The sequence below is a fragment of the Pseudomonas syringae pv. coryli str. NCPPB 4273 genome (genome assembly GCF_000972175.1).
Classification (GTDB): Bacteria; Pseudomonadota; Gammaproteobacteria; order Pseudomonadales; family Pseudomonadaceae; genus Aquipseudomonas; species Aquipseudomonas syringae.
On the sequence record NZ_AWQP01000004.1, the window covers coordinates 48,328 to 73,668 of the forward strand.

The following is a 25,341-nucleotide window of genomic DNA, read 5'->3' on the forward strand; positions in this document are numbered from 1 at the left end:
GAAAAACGTTATGTGCTGCCCTTGCCGGTGAGCGCCATGCGCAGCTTCTGCGCGACAGTCGTCGGTTTGGGTTTGGATTGGGGGCTGGGCTGGGTGCTGCTGGGGAAAGGGCTGGTCATGCGTGCCCACTCGATCTTCGCGTCCATCGCGAGGAACAGTTCAGGCAGCGAGGTATGCCAAGCCACTTGCGGTGACCAACCGAGCCAGCCGGTGGCCACCGCGTAAAGCCGATCGACGTAGCTCCCCGCCTCTACGGCGCTGACTCCGTCGGCTGCTCCTTTCCCGGCTCGCCACCGCGCGGGTTGTAAAGGGCTCCCAGGTAATCGTTCAGCTGCGGGGTCATGTCTGCTACGCCCGCCTGCCATACCGCCTCTGCCAGGCCTTCCGTCTGCTTTTCAGTCAGGTTGGCACCGGCAGCGATGATCAGCGCGGCACCGTCCACGCTGACCTGATGCAGCGCGCTGGCTGCGCCTCGGAGTCCGCCGAAACGCGCCTCGATAGAACGGACGGCAGCCAGGGTTGGCCGCAATTGATAGGTGGTCCCGCCAATGACAAGATCGATGTTGCCGTGCAATGTCTTGCTCATGGTTCACCCGATCAGGCGGCAGGGCCGGCAGCAATTTCGATGACATCGGAGTTGATGCCCATGGTGATGTTGCGGCGCACAACGTTGTCAGCTGCGCCAGGCGCAACGGTGTTGTTCATCACCTTCACGCGGAAGTAGAAGGTGGTCGGCAGCACGGCAGGCGTTGCTGTCACGTCACCGTCGTTCAGCGTGACCTTGATGTTGTAATCGCCCTTGGAGCGGTCCTTGTGGGCAACCTTCACGGCCTTTTGACCCGCGTCGCCGTTGTCCAGGCCGACAGTCAGCGTCATGTCGCCAGCGTCAGCAGTGCCCTTGTACTTGCGCACGCGGCCATCCTTCAGCGACGTGAAGGTCACCGAACTGAAGGTATCGCCAAATTCGCCCAGGTCTTCGATTTCGCCGACCTCGACGTAAACGTCCTGTTTGTAATCGGCTTCGGTATCGGCGCCGGTTTTGGTGCCGAGGCTAAGTCGGCAGCCTGCAGCGGTGTTCAAATTGTCGTCGGCCATGGAAATTCCTCCAAAAGGCACATTGGATAAAGCCGCGAAGCGGCAGATGTTGAATCAGTGAGTGGTGATGACGCGGACCGTGATAGCGCCCATGTACGTGACGCCGTCTGCATCGCGCTGTGAATCCGCACGCTCGACACGGACAGACACTGCCCTGCCAACTTCCAGCGGCAAGGGGCGCTCATCCAGCGCGGCGGTCACCTCAGCATTGATACGCTTGACCTCGGCCTGGCCGTGAGCATCCGACCAGACGGTCAGGTAAAGCAGGCGCTGCTGACGCTTGCGCCCGGCGATAGGGCTGGTGTTGGTCGAGATTTCGCGGTCGATCGAGACATACGGCATGGGCGTGTCCAGCGGTGCCCCATCGTAGATGGGGCATGACACCTCGGCCTGTAGCCGCTCGAAAAGTGCGACCTGCAGGGCAACGGACGGATCAGCCATCGTTTCCTCCCTGGCTGGCCTTCTTCAGCGTTCGATTCACGGCGGCGCGGATGTCTGCCATCACCACCTCCCGGTTCACGTCCAGCGAAGGCCGCAACCACGGATGAGCCGGCAGCGCAGGTATGCTCGGGTACTTGCCGAAAAACGTGGAGCCGTCCGACTTATTCTTGACCGAGCGACTACGGTTGCCCGCGCGCTTTTTCCCGTCGTAGCCCTTGGTGCCATATTCCAGAAACCGCAGGTAAAAGAATCGGCGGTTGTCCTTTTTGCCTCGAATGCCGATCTGCGCATCCAAGCCACTTTTGGAGACAAACGCCTTCAGGGCGCCAGCCGCTTCGCCAGTGTCCCGAGGGATGGTCGACTTCATGGTGGCCAGGATCTTGTTGGCGGCCTCCTGCATGGCCGGGCGCAGCTCGTTATCCACGTTCTGATGAATGTTGCGCAGCGTCCGGCGTAGCTTGAAGTCACCGGACATACGGGACCGGCGCGCCATGGGTTACTCCTTTGCCTTGTCAGCTTTCGGCGCCGGGGTGTTCTTGACCTCTTCGACCAGGCCTCGCTCAATCAGAGACTTTGCCGTAGCAGCGTCCACGGTGAATTCATCGCCTGTAGTCCGCTCGCCTACGGCGCCGGAGATGTTGGCAAGTGCTCTAACATTCATGGGATTTCCTCAAGGGTTGGGGACATTGGTGCAGAGCAGACGGAGCATTGAAAGCTCGTTGTCTGGCAGTGCAGCCACGATCAGATAGGTGACGCCTCTGTTCACCAGGCGGCAGCCTGCAATCAGGTCCGGCCGTGGCCTGACTCGGACTTCTGCGGTAACCACCGCAGAAAGCTTTTCAGCAATGGCTTCGATGCGGCCAGTTGGCAAGGTGAACTCCGCCCAGAGCTTGCCGGACTCGATCCAGGTGTCGTCAAAACCACCGGTTCGATTCTTAACCCGATCAGGCTTGTAGAGCGTAGGACGGTGACGCATTGGGCCTGCTCTCATTAGAATCGCTTCCTGTACCAAAGCAGGCGTTCGACGGCCAATGGAACCTCAGCGGTGATGGTGCCGATCACGACAGCCTCACGGTTTGCGTACCAATGGCCCACCAGCAGCAACACCGCCTGCTGAACGTCCTTGGTCAGCTTCATTTGCTCAGGCAGCACTGGGCTGTCTTCGACAAGTACCCGATCACAGTGCTGCTCGACGTGGGACAAAGCTGCTGCAATGTATCCTTCGATCAGAGCATCTTCTTCAGCGCCATCCACGCGCAAATGCGTTTTGACCAAGTCCAAGGCAATCATCACGACGCCTCTTTGGCAGCCTTTTCAGCGGCTTCCTTTTCAGCGGCTGCTTTCTCCGCCGCGTCTTTTTCAGCCTGTGCCTTCTCAGCCTGGGCCTTTTCGGCAGCAGCCTTTTCAGCCGCGGCCTTTTCGGCAGCAGCTTTTTCCGCAGCTGCCTTTTTCTCCGCCGCGCTTACTTGCTTGTTTTCCTTTGGAGCACTTCCGCCCACTTCGACGGCTAAGCCTTTGCCGATCAGGACGTGGGCATATTCGTCGTCGGCCTCAGCGAACACTACGCCTGCGCGTACACGATCGCTCTCTGCGCCCAGCTTGGCCGCATTGCCTTCAAACCCCCACAGGGTGCGAATTTTCATAACGTACCTCGAAAAAAAAGGGGCCTTAAGGCCCCAAGCGGATGGGTTCGATCACTTGACTGCGAAGCGGCCCTTCACGAACGCGTAAGGGCGGCGAACGGCCAGGCCAAGACGCTCTTCTACCAGCACGACACGCTGGTTCTTCACGAAGTCGTCATTGATCCAACCTACCTTCACGGTGTACGCCATGCGGTCGTACAGGCGGGCGCCTTGGGCGAACGAGCCGACGAGGAATTCACCACCGGAAGCGGCAGTACCGTCGGCGGCCGGGGTGCCCTCGTCCATGCTGTCAGACACCACTACTGGGCGGCCCCACAAAATTGGAGTGACAAGGCCCTGCAGGTTGGCGAACAGGTAGCGGTTGTCGGCATCCTTCAAAAGCTCGATGTTCATCCAGTCAAGGTCAGTCATGACCACGGCATCAGCCGCACGCTGAGACTGCTTGCGCACCTGATAGATAGAACGGCGCACGGTGTCGATCGCAGTGTCACCGGTTTGGCTGAGCTGCGCATTGAAGGCGCTGGCCTGGGTCATGATGCCGTTCAGGTTATTGCCAGCGCCGTCACCCTTGAGGATCTGCCCCTCTTCCTTGAGCTTCAAGTCGTAGCGCAGCAGCTCCTGAATGTAGCTGTACAGCTGCGGAATATCATCCAGGGCTTCATCGGTCACCGGCATCCACACAGCGATCTTGCGGACGTTGTCGGTCTTCTGTTCGAAAGTGACATCGCTGGAAGGCTTGGCCGCGCCTTCCGCCACCATGCCAGCGCCACGGGTGTGGAGCTTCTCAAGGAAATAGCTGTAGCTCTGACCTGTCACGGGCGTGGTCGGGATCAAGTCGCGAATCACCAGCTCCTGGCGCGGGCGATCTTGAATAACCGGGTCCCACTGCGTCGGCACCAGGCCTGCGCTGGTCAGCTTGGTCTCGGACATGGAAGCCATGTCCGACTTGGTGACCTCGATTTCCGCCTGATTCTGGTTCTTCTGCTGCAGCGATTTGTAGGCGTCGTTACCCTTCACCAGGTCGATGAAGCTTTTCTTCTCGCCGCCCTGGGTGCGCAGCTGAATGCCCTTTTCCTCGAGCTTCTGCACTTGCTCGATGACGCGCTCCAGTTCGCCTTTCTGGTTTTCGATCTTGGACTTCATTTCCAGCGTCACGGTGTTGCCTTTCTGCAACTCTTCAGTGACGTGGTCGTATTTTTGCTGCAGGCCCTGGAAGCCGTCTTTAAGTTGCTTGTCCAGGGAATCGCGCAGCTCTTTCACTTCGCTCATTGCGAATCTCCAAAATGGTGGGTGAACAGTGTTGAAAGTTGTTTCAGCTCATCCACGATCACCGTGGCCGCTGTGTCACCTTCACGGTGCACGGCGGAGTAGCCGAGCGAAGCGACGGCTGCCGCTTCCTTTTGCGAAAGACCCATGCGATCGCGCAGGGCCTTCTCAAAAAGTCTGATGTCCGATTTGACGTCGGTGATTTGCGCTTCCGGATTCATACCGAAAGGTACAAGCGAGGCCTCCCACAGCTCGGCCTGCTTGATGATCCGTATGCTGCGACCCTCGCGCTCTTCGTAGGCTGCAAGCAACGTGTTGAAGCCGATGGACATACTGTCCAGCGTGCCCTCCTTCATCAGCTCGTAAGCGTCGCGCGCGTAGCTCACGCCAAGGTTCACCTTGCCTTTGAGGTACAGGCCGTGTGCATCCTGAGTAAAGTCGGCCGAACCCACCAACCGCGTCAGGTCATGGAAAAGCGCGAGCTTCAGGCGCCCGGCACGGGTCGTTTTCACCTTCGTAAATGCGCCCGGCAGGATTACGTCATCGCCCAGATCGACGTTATTGAACACCGCGGCATAGCCTTCGAAGTTGCCAGCGTCATCGACGGCCTTAACCTCGAAGGGCACTTCAATTTTTGTCAGCATTGCCCTGCGTCTCCCACCGAGTGACCCGGTTATATTCATCCCCCGCCAGTGGCGGCAGGTTTTCCTTTTCACGGACTTCGTTAATGGTCATCCAACCCGAACCGCCGGAGCCGCCTAGGGCGCTTCCAAAGTACGTCGCACGGGCGGCGCTATCAGCGCGCAGCAGCCCCTCGACGACAAACTCGACGAATCGATCTGTATCGCCGTAAAGCTTGTCGTTGAACTCGTCTTCGATGGCATCCAAGTAAGGCTTCAAACCAAACGTCACGAACCCACTGGTTTGCTGTTCCAGGTTGGAGCCCATGATCGAGGTCTTGCTGGCACGGTTGGCCAGGTAAAGCGGAACGCCCCAGATGCCCGCCAAGGCTTCTTCTTGGAACTGCTGGGATTCGATGAACTGGCTGTCTTTCTGAGTCAGGCCAGCAGGCACGATTTTCGGGCCGCCCTGCAGGATGGCCATCTTGCCCAGATCCTCGGTGTCGGCCTTGCGAACGTCGGGAAACTTATTCATCACCTGAGCCTGCTGCTCTGCAGTCAGGAACCCGTCGTAGATGACGTAACCACCCGTGAATCCACCCTTGCGCATGAAGCGGGCGGACCAGTCGTGCGCGGCCTTTGCCAGGCCAATGGTTTCGGCCTGATGCTCGACCGGCGACATTCCGTTGATCCCGTCACTGCTGAACAACTTGAAGTGCAGCATGTTCTCGGGTGAAACCGGGGCGCGCTTGCCATCGAGCGACACGTAATAAATTAAGCGAGAGTCGAGCGTGTCGACCGTGACATCATCCGGAGATACCAGCGTGAAACCGATAGGATCGCCACCGCTGGATCGCTCGATGATGGCAAAAGCGTTGCCGCGCAACGCCATGTTCACCACAACCGCCTTCAAGAAGTTGAGGCGAGTCATGAAAGGGTTCGGCTTACGCATGATGCGACTGGCTCGATCCTTGTGCGCCACCAGTTGCCGCTTGCCATCCTTGTCGTCGTAGAGCTTGAGTGGCAGCCCTGAAACGGTTTCACTCAGGATTTTCACGCAAGCCCAAACGATGCTGATGTTCATGGCTTTGGTAGGCGTGATCCTGACCCCGGCTTTCGTTGCCTTTCCACCGACCGTCATGTCCATTTCGACATAGTCGCCGGTTTTCGGATCCTCATAGCCGAACATCCGCCAGGACAGCGGGTTGTACCAATGAGACGCCATAGTCAGCCTACAAGTCCGAAGAAACCGTTGTTTAAGTAGTCATCCATCCCGCCTTTGCTTTCGGGGTTGAGTGACATAAGGGATACCGCGTTGAAGGTGGCCATCAGCGGGTCGATCTTGGCCGAGCCTGAAGCCTGCTTGGTGATGAGGATCGAGTTACCACGCGGCTCGACTCTGGCATTGCCGCAGCACCAGGCCATCATGGGTTGGCCGCCGTGGATCAGGCCGCCCTCGGCCAGCTTGCGCTCGGTGGTCTTGATCGCGCCGCCCAGCTTCCAGCCCTGCGAGATACCAATGATCTTGTCCTGCGGTACGCCAGCCGCAACCAGAGCATCGAGCACACCACCAATACCGGCCGGGTCGACGCCGACTTGATCCAGCAAGCCGGCCTTCTCGACGCGGGCTGCGAGGTCCGCGACTTCCTCAAGGTCATCGCCGATGACTTGAACCATGGTTAGATGGCACTCTTTGGCAAAGTCATGAAGCCGTGGCGCCTCGCCCTTGCGGCGCTCAAGCACCGACGGGTGAGCCCAGGCGTGCGTCCACAACAGCCACTGACGCGTGTGCTTGTCACGCCCAATTGCCGCAAACCCAAGCAGGTCGTCCAGGCCGCCGCCGTCGATGCCGATATCGATCACTTCGCAGCGCTCGATCAGATCGTCCAGCGTCAGGCCGGGCAGCTTGGCCTGCACTTCCCAAAACTCGGCACCGGCCCACCGATCAGAGCGCAGCGCCAGGCCAATCTCGACATTCAAATGCTTGGCCAGAAAACCACGGAACGACTCTTCGCCGTCGATCTGCGCTTGCATGAAGCCGCGCTCAATGAACGGCTCGTCTACCGACAGCCCCAGATTCGGGTTGGTGATGTACGCGTGCTTAACATCGCGGTGTTTGCCCGCGTCGATCATGTGTTTCGGAAATTCGTAGAGCACCGGCAAGAAAGACTTGTCGACAATCCCGCCGTCGCGTACCTGACGGGCATAGAGCAGCTTCTGCCGGAAGACGCCTGCAGGCGGCTCATCGGACTGGGTCGTTGCCCAGATAATGAAACCCTCTGGCCTCGATGCCAGACCGCCGGTGGCCTCGCGCAGCATTGCCTCGGCATTGGCTCGCTTGCCGAATACCCACAGCTCGTCGATAAACACGCCGATGGCTTTCTTGCCCGAGACAGTTTCGCTATCGGCCGCCACCACCTTCAGCGTGGCACCTGTCTCGTAATGAGTAACCGTGCGCAGGTGATCCTGCACCTTGAACAGGTCCTTCAGCTCATCGTCGGCTTTGACCATGTCCCGAATCGGGATGTAGGAGTTGTCAGCGATCTCCTTGGTCGGTGCCAGAATGATGAATTCGCCCGAGGTGCGCCAGTTCAGCACAAGCGCCGTAAGCATGATGCCGGCGGCAATGGTCGACTTCCCGTTCTTCTTGCTGATCAGGAGCATGAACTCGCTGATCATCCGGCGACCGCTGTATGGGTCATAGGCGCCGAAAATGGCGGCGACGAATTCATTTACCCAGGACCGCACGGTCTCGCTCATAAGCGGGCTGCCGGTAGCATCTACCATGCGCAAGCCGCCAAAGACTTCTAACGCTTCGGCCGCTTGATCAGGGAATAGCGGTTCGAACGGGATCAGGCTTTGGCGGGCAACAATGCGTTGCTCCCAATCTGTACAGGCGGTTGACCACTCCATTATTTCACCACCGACAGCGGGCCTTTACGCACGCCGAACTTGCCTTGAGCTGCGCCTGCAGCCTTGTCCTTGGCAGTCTCCTTCTTGCCGCTCTCGCCCTTGCGCGGGTGGACAAAGGGCATCAGCGCCTTCGCGGCGTCGACACGCAATTTCGGTTCGGTTTCAAAGTCGTTCATGACCGCCAACAGAAAGTCTTTGGGGTCCGCGTGACGCATGGCCTTCGCCAGATCGAAGCCAGCTTCCTGCGGCTCATCCGACGCCCCGTCAGAGGTAGGAGCCGAGGCTGGCGCTTTAACTTTTTTGTTAACGGGCACTGTGCCCAGTGCGGCCATCACGTTCGGATGCTTCGCCAGCCGTGAGCCGGCCGCCGATGCGCTGCCAGCCGCGTAGCCTGCGGCTATCGCTGCATCTTTTTTGGACGCACCTCCCCTAACAGCATCGACAAATGCGCGCTGTTTAGGTGTTAAAGCCATTAACAAAAAATCCTGAAGGGAAAAAAATCTGTACGTGCGGTCGAGGGCGGTCTAGTGATCGAAAAACCCCATATTTTTGCCCCCCCCTCCAAAACGCCTGATTTCGCACCAAAACCGTGCAAATCACGCCAAAACCGGTCAAAACGACCGAGTTTTCGCCTCTTCGCGCTGTTTCACGCTGTCGTGGCAGGTCTTGCAGAGGGATTGCCAGTTGGATCTTGACCAGAACAGAGTCTGATCACCGTTGTGGGCGATGATGTGGTCGACTACCGACGCAGCGACGACTAGCCCAGCTCGATCGCAGTAGACGCACAACGGGTTGGCGCCCAGATGGACCAAGCGCGCTTTCTGCCATGCGTAGTTGTAACCTCGCTGGTTCGCCGTGGTCTTGCCCGCTCGCCATGTAGCTGGCGGCGCGGTGCTTACCCGGTCGCCTTGAGTAGCCACGCGGTTGCCGAGCGTCTTGAGTCGTGCCATGTGTTACTCCAGCATGTGGCGCGTTAAGGCGTCTGCCGCTCTACCGCCTCGTTGACCTTGTCGGCCGCCTTGCTGGCCACCTCTGCCGCTTCCGTGGCCTTCCCTGCGGCACCCTCAACCTTTACTGCTGCATCGGTCGCGGTCTTGGCCAGCTTGTTCAGGCGCATGTCACGCTGCACCGTGGCCTCGTCATAACCTCGCCGCACCTCGGCGACCTGGGCGCTATACCAACTGGCTAGCGACCATTGAGAAGCACCGAAGCCCAGCGCGAACGATCCAGTTACCAGCAGCGAGGCAATCACCCACACTTCCAGGCGACGCCACCACCGCCGGGCGATGAAGTCTCTAACGCATCTTTCCATCAGTTGATACCTCCGAGCTGTGAACGCAGACGGGCTATCTCAGCGCTTTGGCTGGTCACTTTGTCAGTGAGCTGTGAGACCTGGCCGGTCAGGGCTTCGATCTTTCCTTCCATACGGCCAACAGCAGCAGCCAGCTCGTTACGCTCTTTGGCGAACTGATCGGCTCGGGCCTCAGCTTCTTTGCGGGCCAGGCGTTCCGAGTCGAGTAGTTCGTTCAGCCGGCGGACGGTGCCTATGTCGGCGTTGTCCATGGCGCGATCGGTCGCATCCCTGGAGAGGAACTTCCTCAACCAGAGGAAGCCACCCAGCAGAATGGTGCCCGTGCCGCCCAGCCAGGTGGCGGTGCCTGGGCCGAGGTCGGTCGGGTCCATCATTACTCCAGAAATGAAAAAGGCCCGCCGATATGGCGAGCCTTTGGAATTGGGTGGGGTGCCGCGCTGGAACAGCTAAACACCGTGCCATCAAAACAGGTGTTTATCAGGCCTGAAAGAACTTTTTACGCTGCTTCGCAAAAATTCCCCAAAGCACCGTCAAGCCATGCCACCCCTTGACGGATGATTTCGCGTGCTGACCGCTCCGACATCTTGTGAGTCTCGGCGATCCGAACCATCGTCCACTTCGAACCGAAGTACCACCAGATGAAGTCGCCCATCTGCTGGTTGCGCGCGATCAGCCTTGCGATAGCTGAATCGACAAGCATTGCCGTGTCGTCAGTGATGACATAAGTCATTGCGCTCGGCTCTGGGCAGCACTGGTTCCTCAACGCTGCCAGTGGGGAGACATAGCGCGGCACGCCCATGCCAGACATCCGCCAGGAGCCCCAGTTTTCCAGCAGGTATTCGGTGTCGCCCAATGGCTTGTCGACGTATGTACGCTTTTTCATGGTCAATCCCCTGTGTAATTCGATCCACCGGCACCGCGGCGGTTGTTCTGTTGGTAAATGGCGGCAGGTCCACTCGTCTGGGCCGGGCGCTTCAATTGTTCGATCTGTCGGTCAGCGGCCTGTAGGCGCATGCTCAGCTGCGTCACCAGCACTTCCAGCGGCAGCGCCTCACCTGTGTGGGCGGCGACCCAGCCCGAGGCATTGCACTGCACGCATGCCATTTCATGAAAAACACCCTTGATCACTGCTCGACCTCGGCAGGCCGGGCACTGGGACAAGTCCAGACGGGGAGCGCGGAAGGCAGGGCCATGGCTCTTTTTCACTCGCTCGCCTCCATCAATTGGGCGTGCACCACGTTTAGGTCGACGCTGCCTTGATCATTGCTGGCAGGGATCACAATTTCTCTGCCAGAGATCATCTGCAGCTCCAAAGCCCAGCGGCCGCCAGGTGTCGTCACCATCTGCATCGAGCTGATGTCGCCGGGCTGGACTGCCAGCTTGCGGCGGGGATCGACCAAAATCATCATTTTTAAACCTCGCCTTTTATGGATTCGTGATCGCGCTGGAAGCCGCGCCAGTATTGGCCTCGACGGCATTCTGCGAATTTTCGTTTCTAGTCAGGGTCGAGCGGTGAATGCAGCTAAAGCCTTTCCCGTCTAACCATTCGTGCCACTTGTTCAGCGCATCACGCTTGAGCAGCTCAGCCGAGGTGTGGATATAGGTCTGCACGTTGCGGGTCAGCGTATGGTTCACCAGCATCTCGCCGATCAGAAAGTCGACGCCCAGATCAGTCCATCCGGTCCGGGCCACTTTGCGCAGATCGTGGCTCGTCCACTCACCCTTGCCCAGGCGAGCGAATACGGCACATGCCTGGCTGTCGCTGATCGGCCCACGGTTGCGAGCGGGGAACATGTAGGCACCCTTGTAGCCCTTCGACGACTGCCAGTCCCGATACCGCCCCAGCAGCGCGCAGGCTTGATGGGTCAGCGGTAGCCGATGCTCACAGCGGGTCTTGGTGTTCTCGGCAGGAATGAACCATTCGCCCTGCTCACCCAGCGTCAGGTGCGACCATCGGGCCTGCCTTGTCTCGCCAGCGCGCGTGCCGTGACACAGCATCATCAAGGCCAGCATGCAGTCCTGCGGGTGCTGGTCGAATCCTGCAGCAAGGTCACCAAGCACCTCTTCCAGCTGAACGGCCCGCAGGCGCGATGGTTTCGGCAGGATGCGGGCCTTGGTGAAATCGGTGAACTTGAAACCGGCAACCGGGTTCTGGGCGATCAGACGAAGCTTTTCGGCCTGGCGGAAAGCGACCACCAGCACGCCCCACATCAGCCGGACGTAGGAGAGTGACATTTCGGCCTGCATGGGCCACATCACCAGCTTGTCCAAGGTGGACCGGTCCACATCGGCAATGAGCAGTTCGGACAGGCGCGGCTTGAGGTGGCAGGTGATGATTGAGGTATTCGTGGCGCGGCGCTTTGCCGACAGGCTGCGCTCGGTGGACTGGCGGACCATGAACCACTCCAGCAACTGGCCAACGGTCTGCAGCGTGCCGGCAGCGGCAGAAGCTTTCGGGTCAGTCGCAAGGCGCTCCCGGATCTTCGGCAGAGCGTTGATCAGGCCTTTCACAGGTAGCTCTGGGAAGCCGGCGATTTTCTCCCACTTCTTGCCCACCACCAGGTGCCAGGTGCCGCGCTCACGATTCTGATGAAACCGGAAGTAGACGCCCGGATAGCGAGCATCGCGCAGGTCGCGCACTTCTGAATTCGCTGCCTGCCGGCGGATTTCCGCATCCGAGAACGAAGTAAGCAGGGTCTGGCTCATGCGGCCACCACAGTCTGAGGAAGTCGGAGGTATGCGCGGATTTGCTCCATCGCGTCGAAGTGACCACGGCAGATGATCGCCAGATAGCCTTGCAGGTTGAGCTGACGTATCCACTCGTACTGGATGCCCGAGACAGCGGCATCATTCGGCGGCGTGGCCTTAAATTCGATGTACAGGCCGAAGTACCCACCGCGGGCCATCGGAAGCACAAGATCGGGCACACCGGCGCGCACACCCTGCTCTTTCAGCTTGATCGCCACCAGCTTGTGCCGGTGGCCACCGTTGGGAACGTGGTAGATCAGAGCCGCCACCAAGGGCATACGCAGCTTGATCTCGCGCAGCAATGCGGCCTGCTCCAGGCCCTCACGGTCGACCGACTTGGCGCGGGTACGCTTCGGTTTAAACAATGTCATTTCGGCGGGCTTCATGGTTTCACCATCCCTTCACGAATCAGCGCGTCCTGGGTGCGCATGACTCCCTCGGCGTGGAACAGGCGGACTTCGTTACGACTCAGCACCGCCGGGGCTCGCAGTCGGCCATCAGCGATGTCGTGGCAGTACGCGCACGCCCAAGCGGCCTGCAGATCGTTTGGCTTGATGCCCATGCCGCAAGTACCAGCGAGCCGGTAATGGGCCAGCACCGTGGTCGAGGATTCGCTCGAGCAGCCTGGGTAACGGATCTGGCATTCGCGGTCGCGCGCCGCCTTGGTGAGTTTGCTCATTGCGTGTCTCCGCTGCGCCTGGCACGGAGTTCGGCCAACGCCTTGTTACCCACTTCGGGAGTTATTGATTTGCCGGGCGCTGCGAGCTGCGCCACTGGCACGGGCGGCAGTGCTTCACCACGCCAGATCTTGCGGCACTGCTCGAGGTATTTCTGCTCAAACCGGATCATGCCCAAGTCGCGAGGAAGCGTTTGCAGGCTAAGGAACCCAGCGGCAGCAGTGGCGTGATAGATCGCTGGGTGAAACCACTTACCGCGCCCCTCCATGCCTGGGTGTGAGTTGCGCAAGGCCTGCGAGTAAGCAACCTCAACGCTTGGCAAGCCCAGCCCTTCGGGGGCAAAACACCAGCCCACAAACACACCTGGCGCTGGAACAAAAGCCGATTTGCTCGCGCTGACCATGCGCATACCGTGGCGCAACTGATCCATCGAAGTGATGCCGGAGCGCATGAACTCGGCAATCCACTCGAGCTTTGAGGCATCCATGATTTTCTGGTTTGGCCAGGACTGGCGCCACGCGCCGCACGCTCCCTGCAGCCGAAGGAATAGTTCGTCGATAACCTGCTCGGTTGCAGGATCAATTTCGACGGCCACGGCTGGTGCTGGGCGATAGGCTGGATCGGTTGTCCGGTTGTGGACCAGATAACCAGCTCGAACAGGACCGTTCACAGGATCACCCCCTTGGACGCCCAACTGCTGGTTCCCTCGGCACCTTCCTCTGACTCTGGCAAATTCCCCTTGGCCCGCTCCCTCACGTACCAGCCCACCAAGCGGTTACACCAGCCGGCGGACGTATCTACGATTTTATTCCTGGCCACAAACCAGCCGATGAAACTGCGGATCAGCGCGTCAGAGATATCGGTTGGTTTGACTCCAGCGATCTGAGCCTGGGCGATCAGGTAGCGGCTATCCGGTGTCCAGTCGGCGAACATGGCGAAGCGCTGGCGATCATCGGTCGACTCCAGGGCTTGCTTGTCCTGTTCGTCGATCACGTCCGAAATCTCGCGCGGCTGCTGCTGTTCGGTTAATTGATGGTTAAGTGACGTATTGGGTGCAGATTTCGCACCCCGTTCGGTCGAATTCTGCACCCCGTTCTGCTGTGATTTGCACCCCGTTCCGTCATCTGCACCCCGTTCAGTTCGGGGTGCAGGATTTGCACCCCGCTTTAGCGGCAAGTCATAGACGACTGGGCGGCGGTCATGACGTTCGATGTACACGGCGGCCAGCGCTTGGTTGCCTGGAACGATCAGTTCAGACGCCCGCAGTAGCTCAAGCTTGGATCGTACGGTGCGCTCGGAAAGGCCAGTGTCTTCACTCAGAGTGGTGGCCGAAGGGAACGCCCCGCGCCCGTCAGTACCGGCGTAGTTGGCCAGGCACAGCAGCACGTGCCGGGCACTGGAATCAGAAAGGGTCACGCGCGGGATCTGTAGCGCCCACGACATTGCTTGAACGCTCACAGTGCTACTCCAATCGTTCTGCCTGTGTTGCCTTGCTCAGGTCTGATGTGCATAATCTGTCTCGCAAAGTTGTTGAAGAAGCCGGTCTAGCCACCGGCTTTTTTTTGCCTGAAATTTGGTACTGGATGAATCAACAGCCCATCCGCTGTACTACCTGCCCTTCCCGCCTGAGCGGATAATTCCAATCAAGCCGCTGAAAGATTTTCTTTTTCAGGAGGAAAAACCTCATCGAGAACGCAAATTGCGCCCAGCTCATTTAGAGCGGTCACTATTAGTCTTGCCTCGCTTAGGCCTGGGTTTCTTAGGCCGGATTCGTAGTTCGCCAAGCGGGACTGATTCCAGCCGAGCGCCCGGCGTAGCGATGCCTGGGTTATGCCAGCCCCCTCGCGGATGATGCGGACGTGATTCATGTGCATTCCTCCATAATTACTTTCAGGATAAACACGTATCGTGTTAATGGCAAACACAATAAGTGAGAACGGGTATTTCATATCGTGTTTAGAATTCCGCGCTATGAATGAATCTCTCGGACAAAGGCTGCAGCGATTGCGCAATGCAGCTGGTAAATCTCAAGCCGCGCTAGCCAAGCTTTGTGGTTGGAGCTCTCAATCGCGCGTAGGAAACTACGAGTCCGGGACGCGGGAGCCGACGCTAGGCGATATTGAGCTGATGGCTAAAGCGCTCGGCGTTCCCTATGGGGTTTTGTTGATTGGGGAAGACTTCACGGCGTCGAGACGGTCTATCAGTGAGCCCTCCAACGTCGGCGAAGTGGAGCAGCCCTCGCGTATGTATCGATACCCTGTACTGAGCTGGGTTGCGGCTGGCGAGTGGTCCGAGGCGGTCGAGCCTTACGCGCCTGGTGGTTCTGACGACCACGAGGTGTCTGACTACAAGGCCAAAGGTCCAGCGTTCTGGCTGGTGGTCAAAGGGGACTCGATGACGGCACCTACCGCCCCTTCGATTCCAGAGGGCTCACAGATACTCGTCGACACCCGGGCAGACGTACGCCCAGGCAAGCTGGTGATCGCGAAGCTGGCCGGCAGCAATGAGGCAACGTTCAAGAAGCTGGTAGAAGACGGCGGGATTAGATACTTGAAGCCGCTTAACCCTGCCTACCCCACGGTGCAGTACCCGGATGACTGCAAAATCATTGGGGTTGTAGTCAGGTCGCTGACGAAGTTTGCGTGACGGGCCTGGACAACTCGGCGGCTGGAATTTTTAGGAGCATCGGGCATGGGACTGACGAAACCCAACCAAGAACTGGTACGCGATTTACAGGGTCTCGCCTCTGACTTCAAATGGTCAGCCGTGGAGCTGATGCGGATCGCTGAGCGATTGAGCTTGGCGGGCAACGAGGCTGATGCTCAAGCCATCCTGAGGATGATCACGGTGTTCCATGCCGGCGAGGACAAGCTCGCTGGGTATGTGGATGAAGTTAAGGCGGGAGGAGTTATCAGGGCCGCCCCTGGATGATAGGGTCGGATGCTCAATTTCACGTAACGAATAGACCTCCTAAAAATTATAATCTATGCTTTCAAGGAAGATCATGGCACCTCGTCATACAAGCAAGAAGAAACTCGCCGCTCAAGCCGATGCCAATCATCAACAAATCACTGTAAAAAGGCTACTAATAGAACAGCCGGCGTTTCGAAAGCTTAAACATATTACGATTGAGTTTGCGCCACGCATTACATTGATCGCTGGGCATAACGGAATAGGTAAATCAACTATCCTTGCGCTGGTTGCCAACGGATCTGGACTTACCTCCAAAAAATATAGTAGCTATACAGGAAAATTATTTAGAGGCCTGCTGAATGAGATTATTCATATAGACTATGAGACCGAGTTTCTGCTACATCAGGACGCAGAAACCTTACCAAACCCCATACTTGAATATGAAATCAACGCAGTCCCTATGGAAAAAAGGTGTGCATTGTCAAAGCGCACCGTCGTAAATAGCGATGGCGAGACAACGCGACTAGAGGCGAGAGTTGTACCAAGAAATAGGCCAGATAGCGATTTCATTCAAGAAGAGCACGGGATTAAGGTGGGCGTAGCGGCCAAAATTCCTCTGCCGACGATATATCTCGGAATGACTCGTATGATACCGATTGGCGAAAGCGATCCTGAAAAAATTATCAGCCTAGTTGATACCGGCATAGATGCGTCAGATGCTGCTTTCATAGCGGACTTTATTTCCAATGTAATTGGATTAACGGATGCTACAGAGGCTGGAAAAGTCATCACCACCCAGTCGATTCAAGGCACAAATAAGATCGCAAAACATCCAGAGTACGGTCACAGCCCAAAAAGCGTGTCCCTTGGGCAGGACAGCCTGAGCGCTATCGCGACCGCCTTTGCCTCCTTCAAGAAACTTGAAAGAGAATGGCCGGAGTACCCTGGTGGTTTGATGGTTATCGATGAGCTCGATGCAGGCTTCCATCCTCATGCACAGCAAAGGCTTATATCAACTATAGGCACCCATGCTAAGAAGCTGAGAATACAGGTGGTAGCAACCACTCACTCGCTCTCCTTGATAGAAGCAACCCATCCTGAAAACAACCCTATAGGCGGGAACGGAGTTGCTATTGACTCTATTGTGTATTTATCGGACACGGTTCAGCCTCGTGTTTTGCTAGATCCATCCTTTCAAGCCATACGCAACGACATGATGCTCATCCCGCCCAAAGCTATAAAGGCCATAAAGGCAAAGCCGAAGTATTTGAAGGTGTACTTAGAAGACGCCGAAGCAAATTATTTCCTAGAAACGCTCCTCACATTAAAACTTAAGCGAAAGGTGAAATCTGCTTGCGGTGCAGGCCTTAAGACAATTCCTATTTCGGTAGGATGTAATAATTTGCAAGGGCTCCAATCGTTCGACCCATATTTCAAGACTGTTCTTATCGTGGTAGACGCTGATGCATCCACAAAGCAGGGTCCAGGAAAGCTTAAAAACGTGGTAAAGCTCCCAGGAGGAAAGCATGCGTCCGGCGCTAGCTATTCCCCGGAACGCACCATCTACGAGTTCGTTAAAACAATTTCCGCAAATAACCAACTATTTCCAAACACGCGTGCCGCGTTGGCAATGAGTGGAATAAACAGCGACCAATTAAGGGAGCATCTCCTTAGGGGGAATACAGATATATCGAAGCGAGATCCGGCAAAGCGATGGTGGAACGAGAGGCTTGATATCATCAAGGAATGGCAGATTGTAGAGCTGTGGCTTTCGGAGCACCAAGAGCTTGTGGATGAATTCGAGACTGAGCTGATTGCAGCAGCTATTCATACCGCGAAGCTCACATATTGAAGGCTGGCCAAGTATACTGCGCGTCGCTAAACTGAGGCTCGCACGCCTCAAAGGATGAGATCTAATGTACTCCAATAAGCTATACAGCCCCCTACGGTACCCTGGCGGTAAAGCTCGTTTTTCGCCTTTCATTGCCGAGGTGATGCGGGCCAACGGCTTGGCGGGCGGACACTATCTAGAACCGTTTGCTGGCGGGGCTGGCGTTGCCCTTGAGCTTCTTTTCGATGGGCATGCGACGCATATTCATATTAATGATCTCGATCCCGCCGTATTCGCCTTCTGGTCAGCTGCGACAACTGATCCGGACGGAATTCTAAAGCTACTCCGGGACACGCCAATCACCATGGAGCAATGGCATTACTGGCGCTCCGTGATGCTTGCCCAGGCCCCTGAGCTCTCACTTGCCGAGAGGGGTTTTGCTACTCTTTTTGTGAACCGCACTAATCGATCCGGCATCCTCAAGGGTGGAGTCATCGGGGGAAAGGCGCAGAATGGCGCCTACAAGCTTGATGCCAGATTCAGTAAAGAAATGATTGCATCCAGGCTTGAACGAATCGCGCTGAATGCAGGCCGGATCTCAGTTTATTGCGAGGATGCATTTCTTTTACTCGGTCGGGCAGCAGAGTTTCTGCCAGAGCAATCCCTGATCTACCTTGACCCGCCGTACTATGTCAAAGGGCGTGGCCTGTACCGAAACTTCTACAAACACGATGATCATCTGCAAATTGCTGAATTGCTGAAGTCGACCGACTTCGACAGATCCTGGGTAGTCTCGTACGATAGCGCACCAGAAATCTGCGAGATGTACAGCCAGAACGAGGCCCTAACCTACGGACTGCACTATACCGCACAGGTGCGATATGTAGGCGATGAGGTAATGTTCTTCAAAGAAGGCATCACTGTGCCTGACGCGAAAATTCCTAGAGCAACGGTGGCAGCATGACCCCAAGCTCGGCCTAGCGCCGGGCTTCTCGTTCCAGCCCCTCTACTCCAGATCTGACCTAGCCCGCCACTGAGCGGGTTTTTTTGTGGGCGCGCGGAAAAAAATCACATTTCGTGTTTACAAAATAAACACAATACGTGATAGTCACTCCATCGCAGCGATCAACCGCAGCGACACAAGACTGGTGAAGCCGCCAGATAGCACGGGATCAGCGAAGTGGTCTCCCAGCCCCGGATAACGGGACCGACTGGACGAAGCTCTTTACAGAGAACGGAATCACCTGTTGGAAAGCATCACTGAAGCACCTGGCTTGCCGGGTGCTTTGGGATGACAACCACCGAGTAAAACGTTATGGACACCACCATCGTATGTGGGGCATGGAGAGGCCACCTCGGCCGTGGTCTTGCGCCGCGAGAGTTGCAGTATTTGTTGTCAGCCGCCCAGGGCTGCACAGCCAAGGAAATCGCCCGCACGTTCGGCATCGCGCCGGGCACGGTCGTTAAGCGGCTGTCGGTCGCCATGTTCAAGCTCGGCGTGAATCGCCAAACAGCGATGATCGCCGAGGCCATGCGCCGACAGATCATTTCCCCGCTCTGCCTGTTGTTCATGTCGGTGATCGTTCTGCACGCAGTGCTGGGCGATGAATCGATGAGGCGCGAGCGCAGAGCCCCCGAGTCACGCCGGGGCGGGTACGAACAGAAGATCAGCCGTAAGGGCTCGGACAAACTGAGGCCAGTGGCGGCGATCTGCTAAACGCGATTTCACTGAGTGGACTTGAAGCGTTAGTCAGTGAGGATCCGGGTGTTTCACTAGTAAAGAACATTTAACGCCTCTTGCCAGACCCGAACGATCCATCAACTATCGTAATTCTTCCGTCGAATTTAGACAGCAAGTGCCCTTCAAGAATGCGCAACTGATCTTCTAGCTTGAATATCTGAAGCGGAATCGAAGAGCGCTTTCCGGGGGGCATGCTGCCCATCAACGCCTTTGCTTCTTCCAATTGGACTTTCAGCTTTTTGATTGTTTGACGAGGCGACTCGCCCGACTTTCTTCGTTTCTTTTTCTTGGCCATTCGCCACTCCCTTTGCAAACCACAAGTAAACCATCAATCCCAAGCCTTCACACACTATCGACCGCATTGGCAGGTGCCAGGCCAGTCTCACGGCTGGGTTTGGTCACCCGCGCCTGTCATCTGACCAATGCGGTCAAGGAGCCTCCCATGCATCAGACAATCAGCCAGCGTCGTGCAATCCTCGAAGGCCTGCGCCAGCGCTGCAACCTTTCCACTGCCGAGTTTTACGACAAGGTCGGCCGCAAGAACCCGGCAGCTCTGCCGCGCTTCACGGTCGTACCGAACGGCAATAACGAGTTCGGCATCGTCGAGCGTTCGACCGGTACTGTGCGCGGCGTGCATCGCGGCCACAGCGCGGCTTGCAAGGCCGCTGATCAACTGGAAGCCCAGCCTGTACGTCAGCGGTCGTTCGCAACTCACATGCTGCGCTGGACTGCTGCCATCGCCACCGGACTGGCGCTGTTCGCCCTGTACGGTGCCAGCTGATGATCAGTCCAGAGCTGAGCATGATTCAGCGCAACAAAGAGCGGTCCGCCGTCCTCGAAGCTGAGGTGGCTGCATTCCTCAAGCGCGGCGGCGTGATCGAAACAAAAAAAGGCTTTCCGTCGAAGCCCAAGCCAAAGCAGTACGGGCGGATGACTCCTGCGCCCGTTCGCCCGCCTGCACCTAAGCACCGAACCAAGGAAGCTCTCCGCGCAGCGGCGCCGAAAGACGCGATTCAAGACAGGTGCCACGCCCGCGCCGAGCAGGTGGAAGTCGTCCGCAAGCTTGCCGAGACGATGACGATCACCGATGTCATGCGCGAAACCGGCCTGAGCATCTACAGGCTTCGGAAAATGGCCCGTGTGCATGGCTTCGAATACAAAGCGTTCAGCCCGGCTTCCAACCTCATTCCGTATCGACACGATCCGGTAGCTGATGCGTTGAACGTGGTCCGGATCAAAGCGGCCCGCGACGGCGGTATATCGCGGAAGGCAGCCGTCGTTGAGCTCGGACTGAGTAACACGATGATCAATCGGCTGATTCGTGAATTCAACATCGACTACCCACTGAGAGTAAGAAACACACTCTGAACATATCGTTACCGCCTAGGGCAGCGAGAATTTTTACCAACGCGACTCGGGATTATCATACATAACTAAAACAGCCTCAAAACTCCTAAGCAAATGCCTTCTTATGTACAAACGATTTACACCATAGTATATGGCTATATCATCTGCATATTCGCACCCCATTTCTTTACCGTTTATGACAAAATGTTTAGGACCTACACCAGCGGCTACGCAAAATGTAAATTTCCCTGCGTCAATTTTATGTTCGCCGCTAGTGACATGGCATGCCGCGTTACGACATGCCCTAACTAAATCCGTCACATCTGTAACTGAGTCAGTAACTTCAACATCTTCAACAAACGAGATACGCCTTTTGTCTATATTTGCTTTTTGAAGCAAATCATTTAAATGAATCAAAAGATGGGTCACTGCCGATTCAAAAAGGACGCCGGCTTTGTTGCCGTCGTTGAATACACCGCTATTAAATATTTCCCTGCATCTAGATATGGAAGCCTGAATGTCGGCCGCCCTCATCCAAGCAGAAAAGTTCTGTGTTTCAGCTGCCATGAACATTCACCCCGTTCGGCCCTATGCCGGTCATCATCTATAGCTCACCCCCAACCAATTTGCCACCACCGGACACGGAGGGCGGCGCATGCCTGGAATTCGATATGAGCCAGCTCCACCAGATACTGGCAGGCGACTGCATCGACATGATGCGCACGCTGCCAGATGAAAGCGTGCATACGTGCGTGACCAGCCCGCCATACTACGGTCTGCGTGACTATGGCGTAGAAGGCCAGATCGGCCTCGAGGAAACACCTGCCGAGTTCATCGCACGCCTGGTCGACGTGTTCCGCGAAGTTCGCCGGGTGCTCCGCGCTGAAGGCACGATTTGGGTGAACATGGGCGATAGCTACGCATCAGTCGCCGGCGGCTACGCTGAAGGCGGTTCTGCCGGCAAACACGACGTGGTGTCGGTAGCAACTCGCGGCGCCGTGCGTAGAGGTCATCGGCGCACTCCGCCGGACGGATTTAAGGCAAAGGACCTGATGGGCATGCCTTGGCGCCTGGCATTCGCCCTGCAGGACGACGGCTGGTATCTACGGCAGGACATCATCTGGAACAAACCGAACCCGATGCCTGAGAGCGTGCGGGACCGGTGCACCAAGTCGCATGAATACATCTTCCTGCTGAGCAAATCGAAGAAATACTACTTCGACCAAGCCGCCATTCTTGAGCCGTGCTCACCAAACACTCACGCCCGGCTATCGCAGGATGTTCAGGCGCAGATAGGCAGCGAGCGCGCCAACGGCGGAGCCAAGAGCAACGGCAACATGAAGGCCACCGTGCGCAAGTCGAACGGTGTCGGCTGGGGACACGGTACAGACTCCGACCAGCGCCAGCGCGGTAGGGTCAAAGACAACGAGTCAATGAACTCAGCCTTGGCGATCATGCCGACAGAGCGGAACAAACGCAGCGTTTGGACTGTGGCGACACACAGCTTCAAGGGCGCCCACTTCGCCACCTTCCCGCCCGACCTGATCAGGCCCTGCATCTTGGCCGGTGCGCCGCGCGGTGGTGTGGTGCTGGACCCATTCGGCGGTGCCGGTACTACGTCGCTGGTTTCAATGCAGGAAGGTCGGCGGTCGATCATCTGCGAGCTGAACCCCGAGTATGCCGCACTGGCACGCGCCCGGATCGACGCCGCATGGCTGGATGGCGCTGCACAGATGGACGTATTTCGCGACTCGGTACCGGCCGCTTAAACCGGAACCCCCTTCTCACTTCAACAACTCACGCCACCCCGGCGAGGATGAACCATGTCCGAAAAAACGATTGACCCGAAAAAGCTCGAACGGGCTATCCGCAAGATCAAGCATTGCCTGGCGCTTTCGCAAAGCTCGAACGAGAACGAAGCGGCCACAGCGATGCGCCAGGCGCAGGCGCTCATGCGTGAATACCAACTCAGCGAAACGGACGTAAAGGTCAGCGACGTTGGTGAGGCTGAATCCTCGATGTCGCGCGCTGCACGTCGCCCGTTATGGGACCAACAACTGAGCGCCGTCGTGGCCAAGGTGTTCAACGTCAAGGCCCTGCGTTACACCCACTGGTGCGAGACCAAAAAGAACCGCGTTGAGCGGGCCAAGTTCGTGGGAGTGAGCCCTGCCCAGCACATCGCTCTCTACGCCTACGAAACTCTTCTTGCGAAGCTCACTCAGGCTCGAAACACTTACATCGCTGGAGTGCGCGCTGGGAAGTTCAGGAGCAGCTATTCCGCCCCCACTGCCGGCGACCACTTCGCCATAGCCTGGGTGTTCGCGGTTGAGAGCAAGTTGCAACAGCTGGTGCCGCGCGGTGAAGAAACAGCAATGGCTGAATACCAAGGCTCAGGACAGGGGCTGGTAGCAGTGGAAGCCCAGCACCAAGCGCTGATTGAGAGTTACCTCGCAGATAAGCAGATCGGCAAGGCCAGGAAGGTCAGAGAGGCAGAGCTCGACCTCAACGCCCAGATCGCCGGGATGCTGGCCGGCACCAAGGTCGACTTGCATGCAGGCCTGGCCAATGGTGCCGAACATGCACCAGCTCTGTCCGCGCGCGCCTGAGCCCCCCTCACCCGCCCGCCTCAATCAATTCAATGTCAGCCTCGTATGCGGCAAGGACAAAGTCATGCCCGAAAAAAAGATCGTATTCATCCAGCCAGCGCCGGTCATTCGCGACGAAAACGGTTTCTTTCAACACCCGGATATGCCGGACTTCGACGAGGGAGACGGCGATAAATGCAAAGCCTGGGTCGCTGAACAAGCGCTTGAGGTGGCAATGGTCGAACTTGAGTATGCAAGCGACCAGGCCGTTGCTGATCGCTACTTTGAAGCGGGCGACCCTGATTGCAGTTACTGGGAGCCGGATCGCCCTGATGGTGAAGGCTGGTTCTGCCTGGCTATTCACGACACTGACGATGGCCCGGTCTGCTGGTGGGCTCATCGAGTGACTTCACATAAGAGCTGTCTACTCGATGATCGCTAAGACCGTGTAATGAAAGGCTATAGCTTTACATCGTCTGCTTCGCCCAGCGCAGATCCAACGGTTAAATAGCAATTCTAGAAGGGGCTAAACGGGGATGTTTTTTCGACATCCCGGGCACTGTGCGGCTCCCCCCACAACCGTGAGCATCCCAACCCGCGCGCCACACCCATCGCATACAAAATTAGCGATATTTGTCACGGCGGGTCCGCCTTCAGAAGATGCCAAAGGGCCGCCGCATCCGGGGCAGCGCCCTTCTCCTCCAACGATCGCAGAAACGCCAACAGTGGTTTGGCAATTAGGACAGTGGTGACCAAAAAACACTTCTGACTTCATTATCTGCCCCCCACTTTGAAGCCGGTTACTTTTTCGGCGTTTCCTACGTGCGTTTTGACGCATGTACCAGGTCGGATAACTACATTTCCAGCATCGCCAGTGACATGGAATCCAATCACTTCGACAGCGTTCTCAACGGTGGTTTCAATCAAACCGTCAATTATGATGCCGTCTTTTGCGGCCTTACTTTGCAGATCTCGTAACAAATCATCTATCGAACAAAGCATGTCAAGAATGTGGGTTTGTTCCAAACGATGCTTTTCTGCATCAATGGCATCCGCTCGGCCGATGAAAATTTTGCCAAGAGAGCCTATAGGGTCCGAAAACATACCGAATAACGCACTCAGCGCATTTCGGTTGAGAACCCGACCCTCTCGCTCCGCCAGCTCAGAGGCAATCTTTTGCTCAAGTTCATTGCGTTCCATCGTCAGTCCTTGTGTGGGTTATTTCGATACCAACGGATCATAGTCCAGTGTCGAAGAATTACGTGCTGTCAGGCTGAATTCCGCAAAATTTAAATTTATTCCGCTGTGAGACATCAGCTGAACTTATAAACCCCACAGTACAAATAACCGCATCCTTACCAATGATTATTACCGCACCATGAAAATCAGCTCCCCTCTGTCGGTCATCGCCATGCCGTACTTGAGCCTGCCCAGGTACTGCTCGTGCATTGAGTAGACCCGGTCACCGATGATTCTGAAAATCATCGTTGTGCCCGACCAGATATTGCCGTCCACCGCCCGCCTGCCGAGCCTGGCATTGCGCGGGCCGTAAACCTCGTTCGTGGCTGTGGTGCATTCCATGACCTCTCCTTGGTGCTGCACCAGTTCCTGCTGGCTGCGTGGACCATAGCAGTGATTGGTAGCACCTGCCCGATATCCCCTTCCCTAAAGAGCCTGCCGATGATCGGCGGGCGGAGATATCTCATGTCCGCAATTCTTCAACGCTTCCACGAAATCGCAAATGACGCGCTGTTAGGCATCGGTGAGCACTGCCTACCCGGCGCAAAGTTAGCCTTGGTCATATACACCCCGGGCAAGCCTGAGGAAGACATCGTGCTCAAGGATAACGGCTTGAACGACGATGAGGTCGTCAGCACTCTGCGTCGCCGAGGGCTGAGCATCGACGGCGATAACGCTTATAAGCGCGATCTTCTGGACGCTGCAGTCGGCGCGATGGGGTTTGGCTTTCAAGGCACAAATCCACCGCCTCCCGGCCACTGGGGTCAGCGATTCTATGACCTTGGACGCGCAGAGGCTGAACTGCGTGAAGAGTTGATTGCAGCACTCAAACTCAACCGCGAAAACCTGCGGGCATGCCAAGCAACCATCCACCTTTGCGGCGGCTTCGACCCCGCCTACGTCAACGACGCGCAGGCAGCCATGAAGGTGGCTGACGCCGTGCTGAGTAAGACCCCTCAATAACCCTTCC

Annotated in this window: 41 protein-coding genes; 11 read left to right on the top strand and 30 right to left on the bottom strand. The window is 57.1% G+C overall.

The window, feature by feature from the left end; genetic code table 11:
* Positions 1-8: 8 nt before the first annotated feature.
* The 26 genes from P406_RS02005 to P406_RS02125 all read right to left on the bottom strand — a co-directional run bounded on the left by P406_RS02005 (position 9) and on the right by P406_RS02125 (position 14,664).
* Positions 9-185, bottom strand: coding sequence for a hypothetical protein (locus tag P406_RS02005; protein ID WP_233590971.1), 177 nt, complete (start codon positions 183-185; stop codon positions 9-11).
* Between the two features lie 65 nt (positions 186-250).
* The gene (locus P406_RS02010; RefSeq protein ID WP_046235167.1) at positions 251-586 is read right to left on the bottom strand and encodes a hypothetical protein; all 336 of its coding nucleotides are present in this window, start codon (positions 584-586) and stop codon (positions 251-253) included.
* Between the two features lie 11 nt (positions 587-597).
* Positions 598-1,095, bottom strand: coding sequence for a hypothetical protein (locus P406_RS02015; RefSeq protein WP_046235168.1), 498 nt, complete (start codon positions 1,093-1,095; stop codon positions 598-600).
* A 54-nt stretch (positions 1,096-1,149) separates the two neighbouring features.
* Entirely contained in the window at positions 1,150-1,536 is a 387-nt protein-coding gene (locus P406_RS02020) for a DUF3168 domain-containing protein (protein WP_003313676.1), read from the bottom strand.
* Positions 1,529-2,029 (bottom strand): HK97-gp10 family putative phage morphogenesis protein, encoded by a 501-nt coding sequence (locus P406_RS02025; protein ID WP_003313677.1) that lies wholly within the window; start codon positions 2,027-2,029, stop codon positions 1,529-1,531. The genes P406_RS02020 and P406_RS02025 overlap by 8 nt, the downstream gene beginning before the upstream one ends.
* A 3-nt stretch (positions 2,030-2,032) precedes the next feature.
* Positions 2,033-2,197: a hypothetical protein gene (locus P406_RS29290; RefSeq protein ID WP_162832608.1), complete on the bottom strand. Its 165-nt coding sequence runs from the start codon at positions 2,195-2,197 to the stop codon at positions 2,033-2,035.
* A 9-nt stretch (positions 2,198-2,206) separates the two neighbouring features.
* Positions 2,207-2,527, bottom strand: a complete 321-nt coding sequence (locus P406_RS02030; protein ID WP_024664858.1) for a head-tail adaptor protein — start codon at positions 2,525-2,527, stop codon at positions 2,207-2,209.
* Positions 2,527-2,826, bottom strand: a complete 300-nt coding sequence (locus P406_RS02035; protein ID WP_046235169.1) for a head-tail connector protein — start codon at positions 2,824-2,826, stop codon at positions 2,527-2,529. The genes P406_RS02030 and P406_RS02035 overlap by 1 nt, the downstream gene beginning before the upstream one ends.
* On the bottom strand, positions 2,826-3,179 hold the full coding sequence (locus P406_RS02040; RefSeq protein WP_046235170.1) for a hypothetical protein: 354 nt from the start codon (positions 3,177-3,179) through the stop codon (positions 2,826-2,828). The genes P406_RS02035 and P406_RS02040 overlap by 1 nt, the downstream gene beginning before the upstream one ends.
* 51 nt (positions 3,180-3,230) lie before the next feature.
* Positions 3,231-4,448 (bottom strand): phage major capsid protein, encoded by a 1,218-nt coding sequence (locus P406_RS02045; RefSeq protein WP_024664855.1) that lies wholly within the window; start codon positions 4,446-4,448, stop codon positions 3,231-3,233.
* Positions 4,445-5,089: an HK97 family phage prohead protease gene (locus P406_RS02050; protein ID WP_004408626.1), complete on the bottom strand. Its 645-nt coding sequence runs from the start codon at positions 5,087-5,089 to the stop codon at positions 4,445-4,447. Before P406_RS02050 ends, P406_RS02045 begins: the two co-directional genes overlap by 4 nt.
* The gene (locus P406_RS02055) at positions 5,073-6,290 is read right to left on the bottom strand and encodes a phage portal protein (RefSeq protein WP_024664854.1); all 1,218 of its coding nucleotides are present in this window, start codon (positions 6,288-6,290) and stop codon (positions 5,073-5,075) included. Before P406_RS02055 ends, P406_RS02050 begins: the two co-directional genes overlap by 17 nt.
* Positions 6,291-6,292: 2 nt before the next feature.
* A complete protein-coding gene (locus P406_RS02060) occupies positions 6,293-7,978 on the bottom strand; it encodes a terminase large subunit (RefSeq protein ID WP_046235171.1) in 1,686 nt (561 codons plus the stop codon).
* On the bottom strand, positions 7,978-8,451 hold the full coding sequence (locus tag P406_RS02065) for a terminase small subunit (RefSeq protein WP_024664852.1): 474 nt from the start codon (positions 8,449-8,451) through the stop codon (positions 7,978-7,980). The genes P406_RS02060 and P406_RS02065 overlap by 1 nt, the downstream gene beginning before the upstream one ends.
* 138 nt (positions 8,452-8,589) lie before the next feature.
* Positions 8,590-8,928 (bottom strand): HNH endonuclease, encoded by a 339-nt coding sequence (locus tag P406_RS02070; protein ID WP_046235172.1) that lies wholly within the window; start codon positions 8,926-8,928, stop codon positions 8,590-8,592.
* Positions 8,929-8,951: 23 nt separating this feature from the next.
* Positions 8,952-9,290, bottom strand: a complete 339-nt coding sequence (locus P406_RS02075) for a hypothetical protein (RefSeq protein ID WP_024650633.1) — start codon at positions 9,288-9,290, stop codon at positions 8,952-8,954.
* A complete protein-coding gene (locus P406_RS02080; RefSeq protein WP_046235173.1) occupies positions 9,290-9,661 on the bottom strand; it encodes a DUF3450 domain-containing protein in 372 nt (123 codons plus the stop codon). Before P406_RS02080 ends, P406_RS02075 begins: the two co-directional genes overlap by 1 nt.
* A gap of 125 nt (positions 9,662-9,786) precedes the next feature.
* A complete protein-coding gene (locus tag P406_RS02085; protein ID WP_024664848.1) occupies positions 9,787-10,173 on the bottom strand; it encodes an antiterminator Q family protein in 387 nt (128 codons plus the stop codon).
* A 2-nt stretch (positions 10,174-10,175) separates the two neighbouring features.
* The gene (locus P406_RS02090) at positions 10,176-10,457 is read right to left on the bottom strand and encodes a hypothetical protein (protein ID WP_370737582.1); all 282 of its coding nucleotides are present in this window, start codon (positions 10,455-10,457) and stop codon (positions 10,176-10,178) included.
* Positions 10,458-10,492: 35 nt separating this feature from the next.
* On the bottom strand, positions 10,493-10,699 hold the full coding sequence (locus P406_RS02095; protein WP_046235175.1) for a hypothetical protein: 207 nt from the start codon (positions 10,697-10,699) through the stop codon (positions 10,493-10,495).
* Positions 10,700-10,715: 16 nt separating this feature from the next.
* Positions 10,716-11,996 (bottom strand): tyrosine-type recombinase/integrase, encoded by a 1,281-nt coding sequence (locus tag P406_RS02100; protein ID WP_046235176.1) that lies wholly within the window; start codon positions 11,994-11,996, stop codon positions 10,716-10,718.
* Positions 11,993-12,424, bottom strand: a complete 432-nt coding sequence (locus P406_RS02105) for a VRR-NUC domain-containing protein (RefSeq protein WP_046235177.1) — start codon at positions 12,422-12,424, stop codon at positions 11,993-11,995. The genes P406_RS02100 and P406_RS02105 overlap by 4 nt, the downstream gene beginning before the upstream one ends.
* The gene (locus P406_RS02110; RefSeq protein ID WP_032662039.1) at positions 12,421-12,717 is read right to left on the bottom strand and encodes a DUF1364 domain-containing protein; all 297 of its coding nucleotides are present in this window, start codon (positions 12,715-12,717) and stop codon (positions 12,421-12,423) included. Before P406_RS02110 ends, P406_RS02105 begins: the two co-directional genes overlap by 4 nt.
* Positions 12,714-13,385 (bottom strand): replication protein P, encoded by a 672-nt coding sequence (locus tag P406_RS02115; RefSeq protein WP_046235178.1) that lies wholly within the window; start codon positions 13,383-13,385, stop codon positions 12,714-12,716. The genes P406_RS02110 and P406_RS02115 overlap by 4 nt, the downstream gene beginning before the upstream one ends.
* Positions 13,382-14,158: a helix-turn-helix domain-containing protein gene (locus P406_RS02120; RefSeq protein ID WP_046235179.1), complete on the bottom strand. Its 777-nt coding sequence runs from the start codon at positions 14,156-14,158 to the stop codon at positions 13,382-13,384. Before P406_RS02120 ends, P406_RS02115 begins: the two co-directional genes overlap by 4 nt.
* Positions 14,159-14,358: 200 nt before the next feature.
* Positions 14,359-14,664 (bottom strand): helix-turn-helix transcriptional regulator, encoded by a 306-nt coding sequence (locus P406_RS02125; RefSeq protein WP_370737580.1) that lies wholly within the window; start codon positions 14,662-14,664, stop codon positions 14,359-14,361.
* On the opposite strand from P406_RS02125, the gene P406_RS02130 reads away from it, so the two are divergent.
* The 5 genes from P406_RS02130 to P406_RS02150 all read left to right on the top strand — a co-directional run bounded on the left by P406_RS02130 (position 14,630) and on the right by P406_RS02150 (position 19,176).
* Entirely contained in the window at positions 14,630-15,361 is a 732-nt protein-coding gene (locus P406_RS02130; protein WP_024671625.1) for a helix-turn-helix domain-containing protein, read from the top strand. The genes P406_RS02125 and P406_RS02130 overlap by 35 nt on opposite strands.
* Positions 15,362-15,406: 45 nt before the next feature.
* Entirely contained in the window at positions 15,407-15,646 is a 240-nt protein-coding gene (locus P406_RS02135) for a hypothetical protein (RefSeq protein WP_046235180.1), read from the top strand.
* A 73-nt stretch (positions 15,647-15,719) separates the two neighbouring features.
* Positions 15,720-17,480 carry an AAA family ATPase gene (locus tag P406_RS02140; RefSeq protein ID WP_046235181.1) on the top strand — a complete coding sequence of 587 codons (1,761 nt, stop codon included), beginning with the start codon at positions 15,720-15,722 and terminating at the stop codon, positions 17,478-17,480.
* A gap of 64 nt (positions 17,481-17,544) precedes the next feature.
* A complete protein-coding gene (locus P406_RS02145) occupies positions 17,545-18,423 on the top strand; it encodes a DNA adenine methylase (RefSeq protein WP_046235182.1) in 879 nt (292 codons plus the stop codon).
* A 351-nt stretch (positions 18,424-18,774) separates the two neighbouring features.
* A complete protein-coding gene (locus tag P406_RS02150) occupies positions 18,775-19,176 on the top strand; it encodes a response regulator transcription factor (RefSeq protein WP_024639033.1) in 402 nt (133 codons plus the stop codon).
* 70 nt (positions 19,177-19,246) lie between these two features.
* Here the strand turns inward: P406_RS02150 and P406_RS02155 are convergent, their stop codons facing one another.
* Positions 19,247-19,495 carry a hypothetical protein gene (locus P406_RS02155; protein WP_024640755.1) on the bottom strand — a complete coding sequence of 83 codons (249 nt, stop codon included), beginning with the start codon at positions 19,493-19,495 and terminating at the stop codon, positions 19,247-19,249.
* Between the two features lie 147 nt (positions 19,496-19,642).
* Here P406_RS02155 and P406_RS02160 point away from each other — a divergent pair, with 147 nt between their 5' ends.
* Positions 19,643-19,981: a hypothetical protein gene (locus P406_RS02160; protein WP_032662052.1), complete on the top strand. Its 339-nt coding sequence runs from the start codon at positions 19,643-19,645 to the stop codon at positions 19,979-19,981.
* On the top strand, positions 19,981-20,568 hold the full coding sequence (locus P406_RS02165; RefSeq protein WP_046235183.1) for a hypothetical protein: 588 nt from the start codon (positions 19,981-19,983) through the stop codon (positions 20,566-20,568). The genes P406_RS02160 and P406_RS02165 overlap by 1 nt, the downstream gene beginning before the upstream one ends.
* 33 nt (positions 20,569-20,601) lie before the next feature.
* Here P406_RS02165 and P406_RS27035 read toward each other — a convergent pair whose 3' ends face one another.
* Entirely contained in the window at positions 20,602-21,114 is a 513-nt protein-coding gene (locus P406_RS27035) for a hypothetical protein (protein WP_055005142.1), read from the bottom strand.
* A 104-nt stretch (positions 21,115-21,218) separates the two neighbouring features.
* On the opposite strand from P406_RS27035, the gene P406_RS02170 reads away from it, so the two are divergent.
* From P406_RS02170 to P406_RS29650, 3 genes are all read left to right on the top strand, one after another.
* A complete protein-coding gene (locus P406_RS02170; RefSeq protein ID WP_046235184.1) occupies positions 21,219-22,316 on the top strand; it encodes a DNA-methyltransferase in 1,098 nt (365 codons plus the stop codon).
* A gap of 54 nt (positions 22,317-22,370) precedes the next feature.
* A complete protein-coding gene (locus P406_RS02175) occupies positions 22,371-23,153 on the top strand; it encodes a DUF2786 domain-containing protein (RefSeq protein ID WP_046235185.1) in 783 nt (260 codons plus the stop codon).
* A gap of 64 nt (positions 23,154-23,217) precedes the next feature.
* On the top strand, positions 23,218-23,574 hold the full coding sequence (locus tag P406_RS29650) for a hypothetical protein (protein ID WP_046235186.1): 357 nt from the start codon (positions 23,218-23,220) through the stop codon (positions 23,572-23,574).
* Positions 23,575-23,906: 332 nt separating this feature from the next.
* Here P406_RS29650 and P406_RS02185 read toward each other — a convergent pair whose 3' ends face one another.
* Together P406_RS02185 and P406_RS02190 are read right to left on the bottom strand one after the other, a co-directional pair.
* Entirely contained in the window at positions 23,907-24,332 is a 426-nt protein-coding gene (locus P406_RS02185; protein ID WP_046235187.1) for a hypothetical protein, read from the bottom strand.
* A 168-nt stretch (positions 24,333-24,500) separates the two neighbouring features.
* A complete protein-coding gene (locus P406_RS02190; protein WP_046235188.1) occupies positions 24,501-24,713 on the bottom strand; it encodes a hypothetical protein in 213 nt (70 codons plus the stop codon).
* A gap of 123 nt (positions 24,714-24,836) precedes the next feature.
* Here P406_RS02190 and P406_RS02195 point away from each other — a divergent pair, with 123 nt between their 5' ends.
* Complete coding sequence (locus P406_RS02195; protein WP_046235408.1) at positions 24,837-25,334, top strand: hypothetical protein; 498 nt, start codon at positions 24,837-24,839, stop codon at positions 25,332-25,334.
* Positions 25,335-25,341 lie beyond the last annotated feature (7 nt).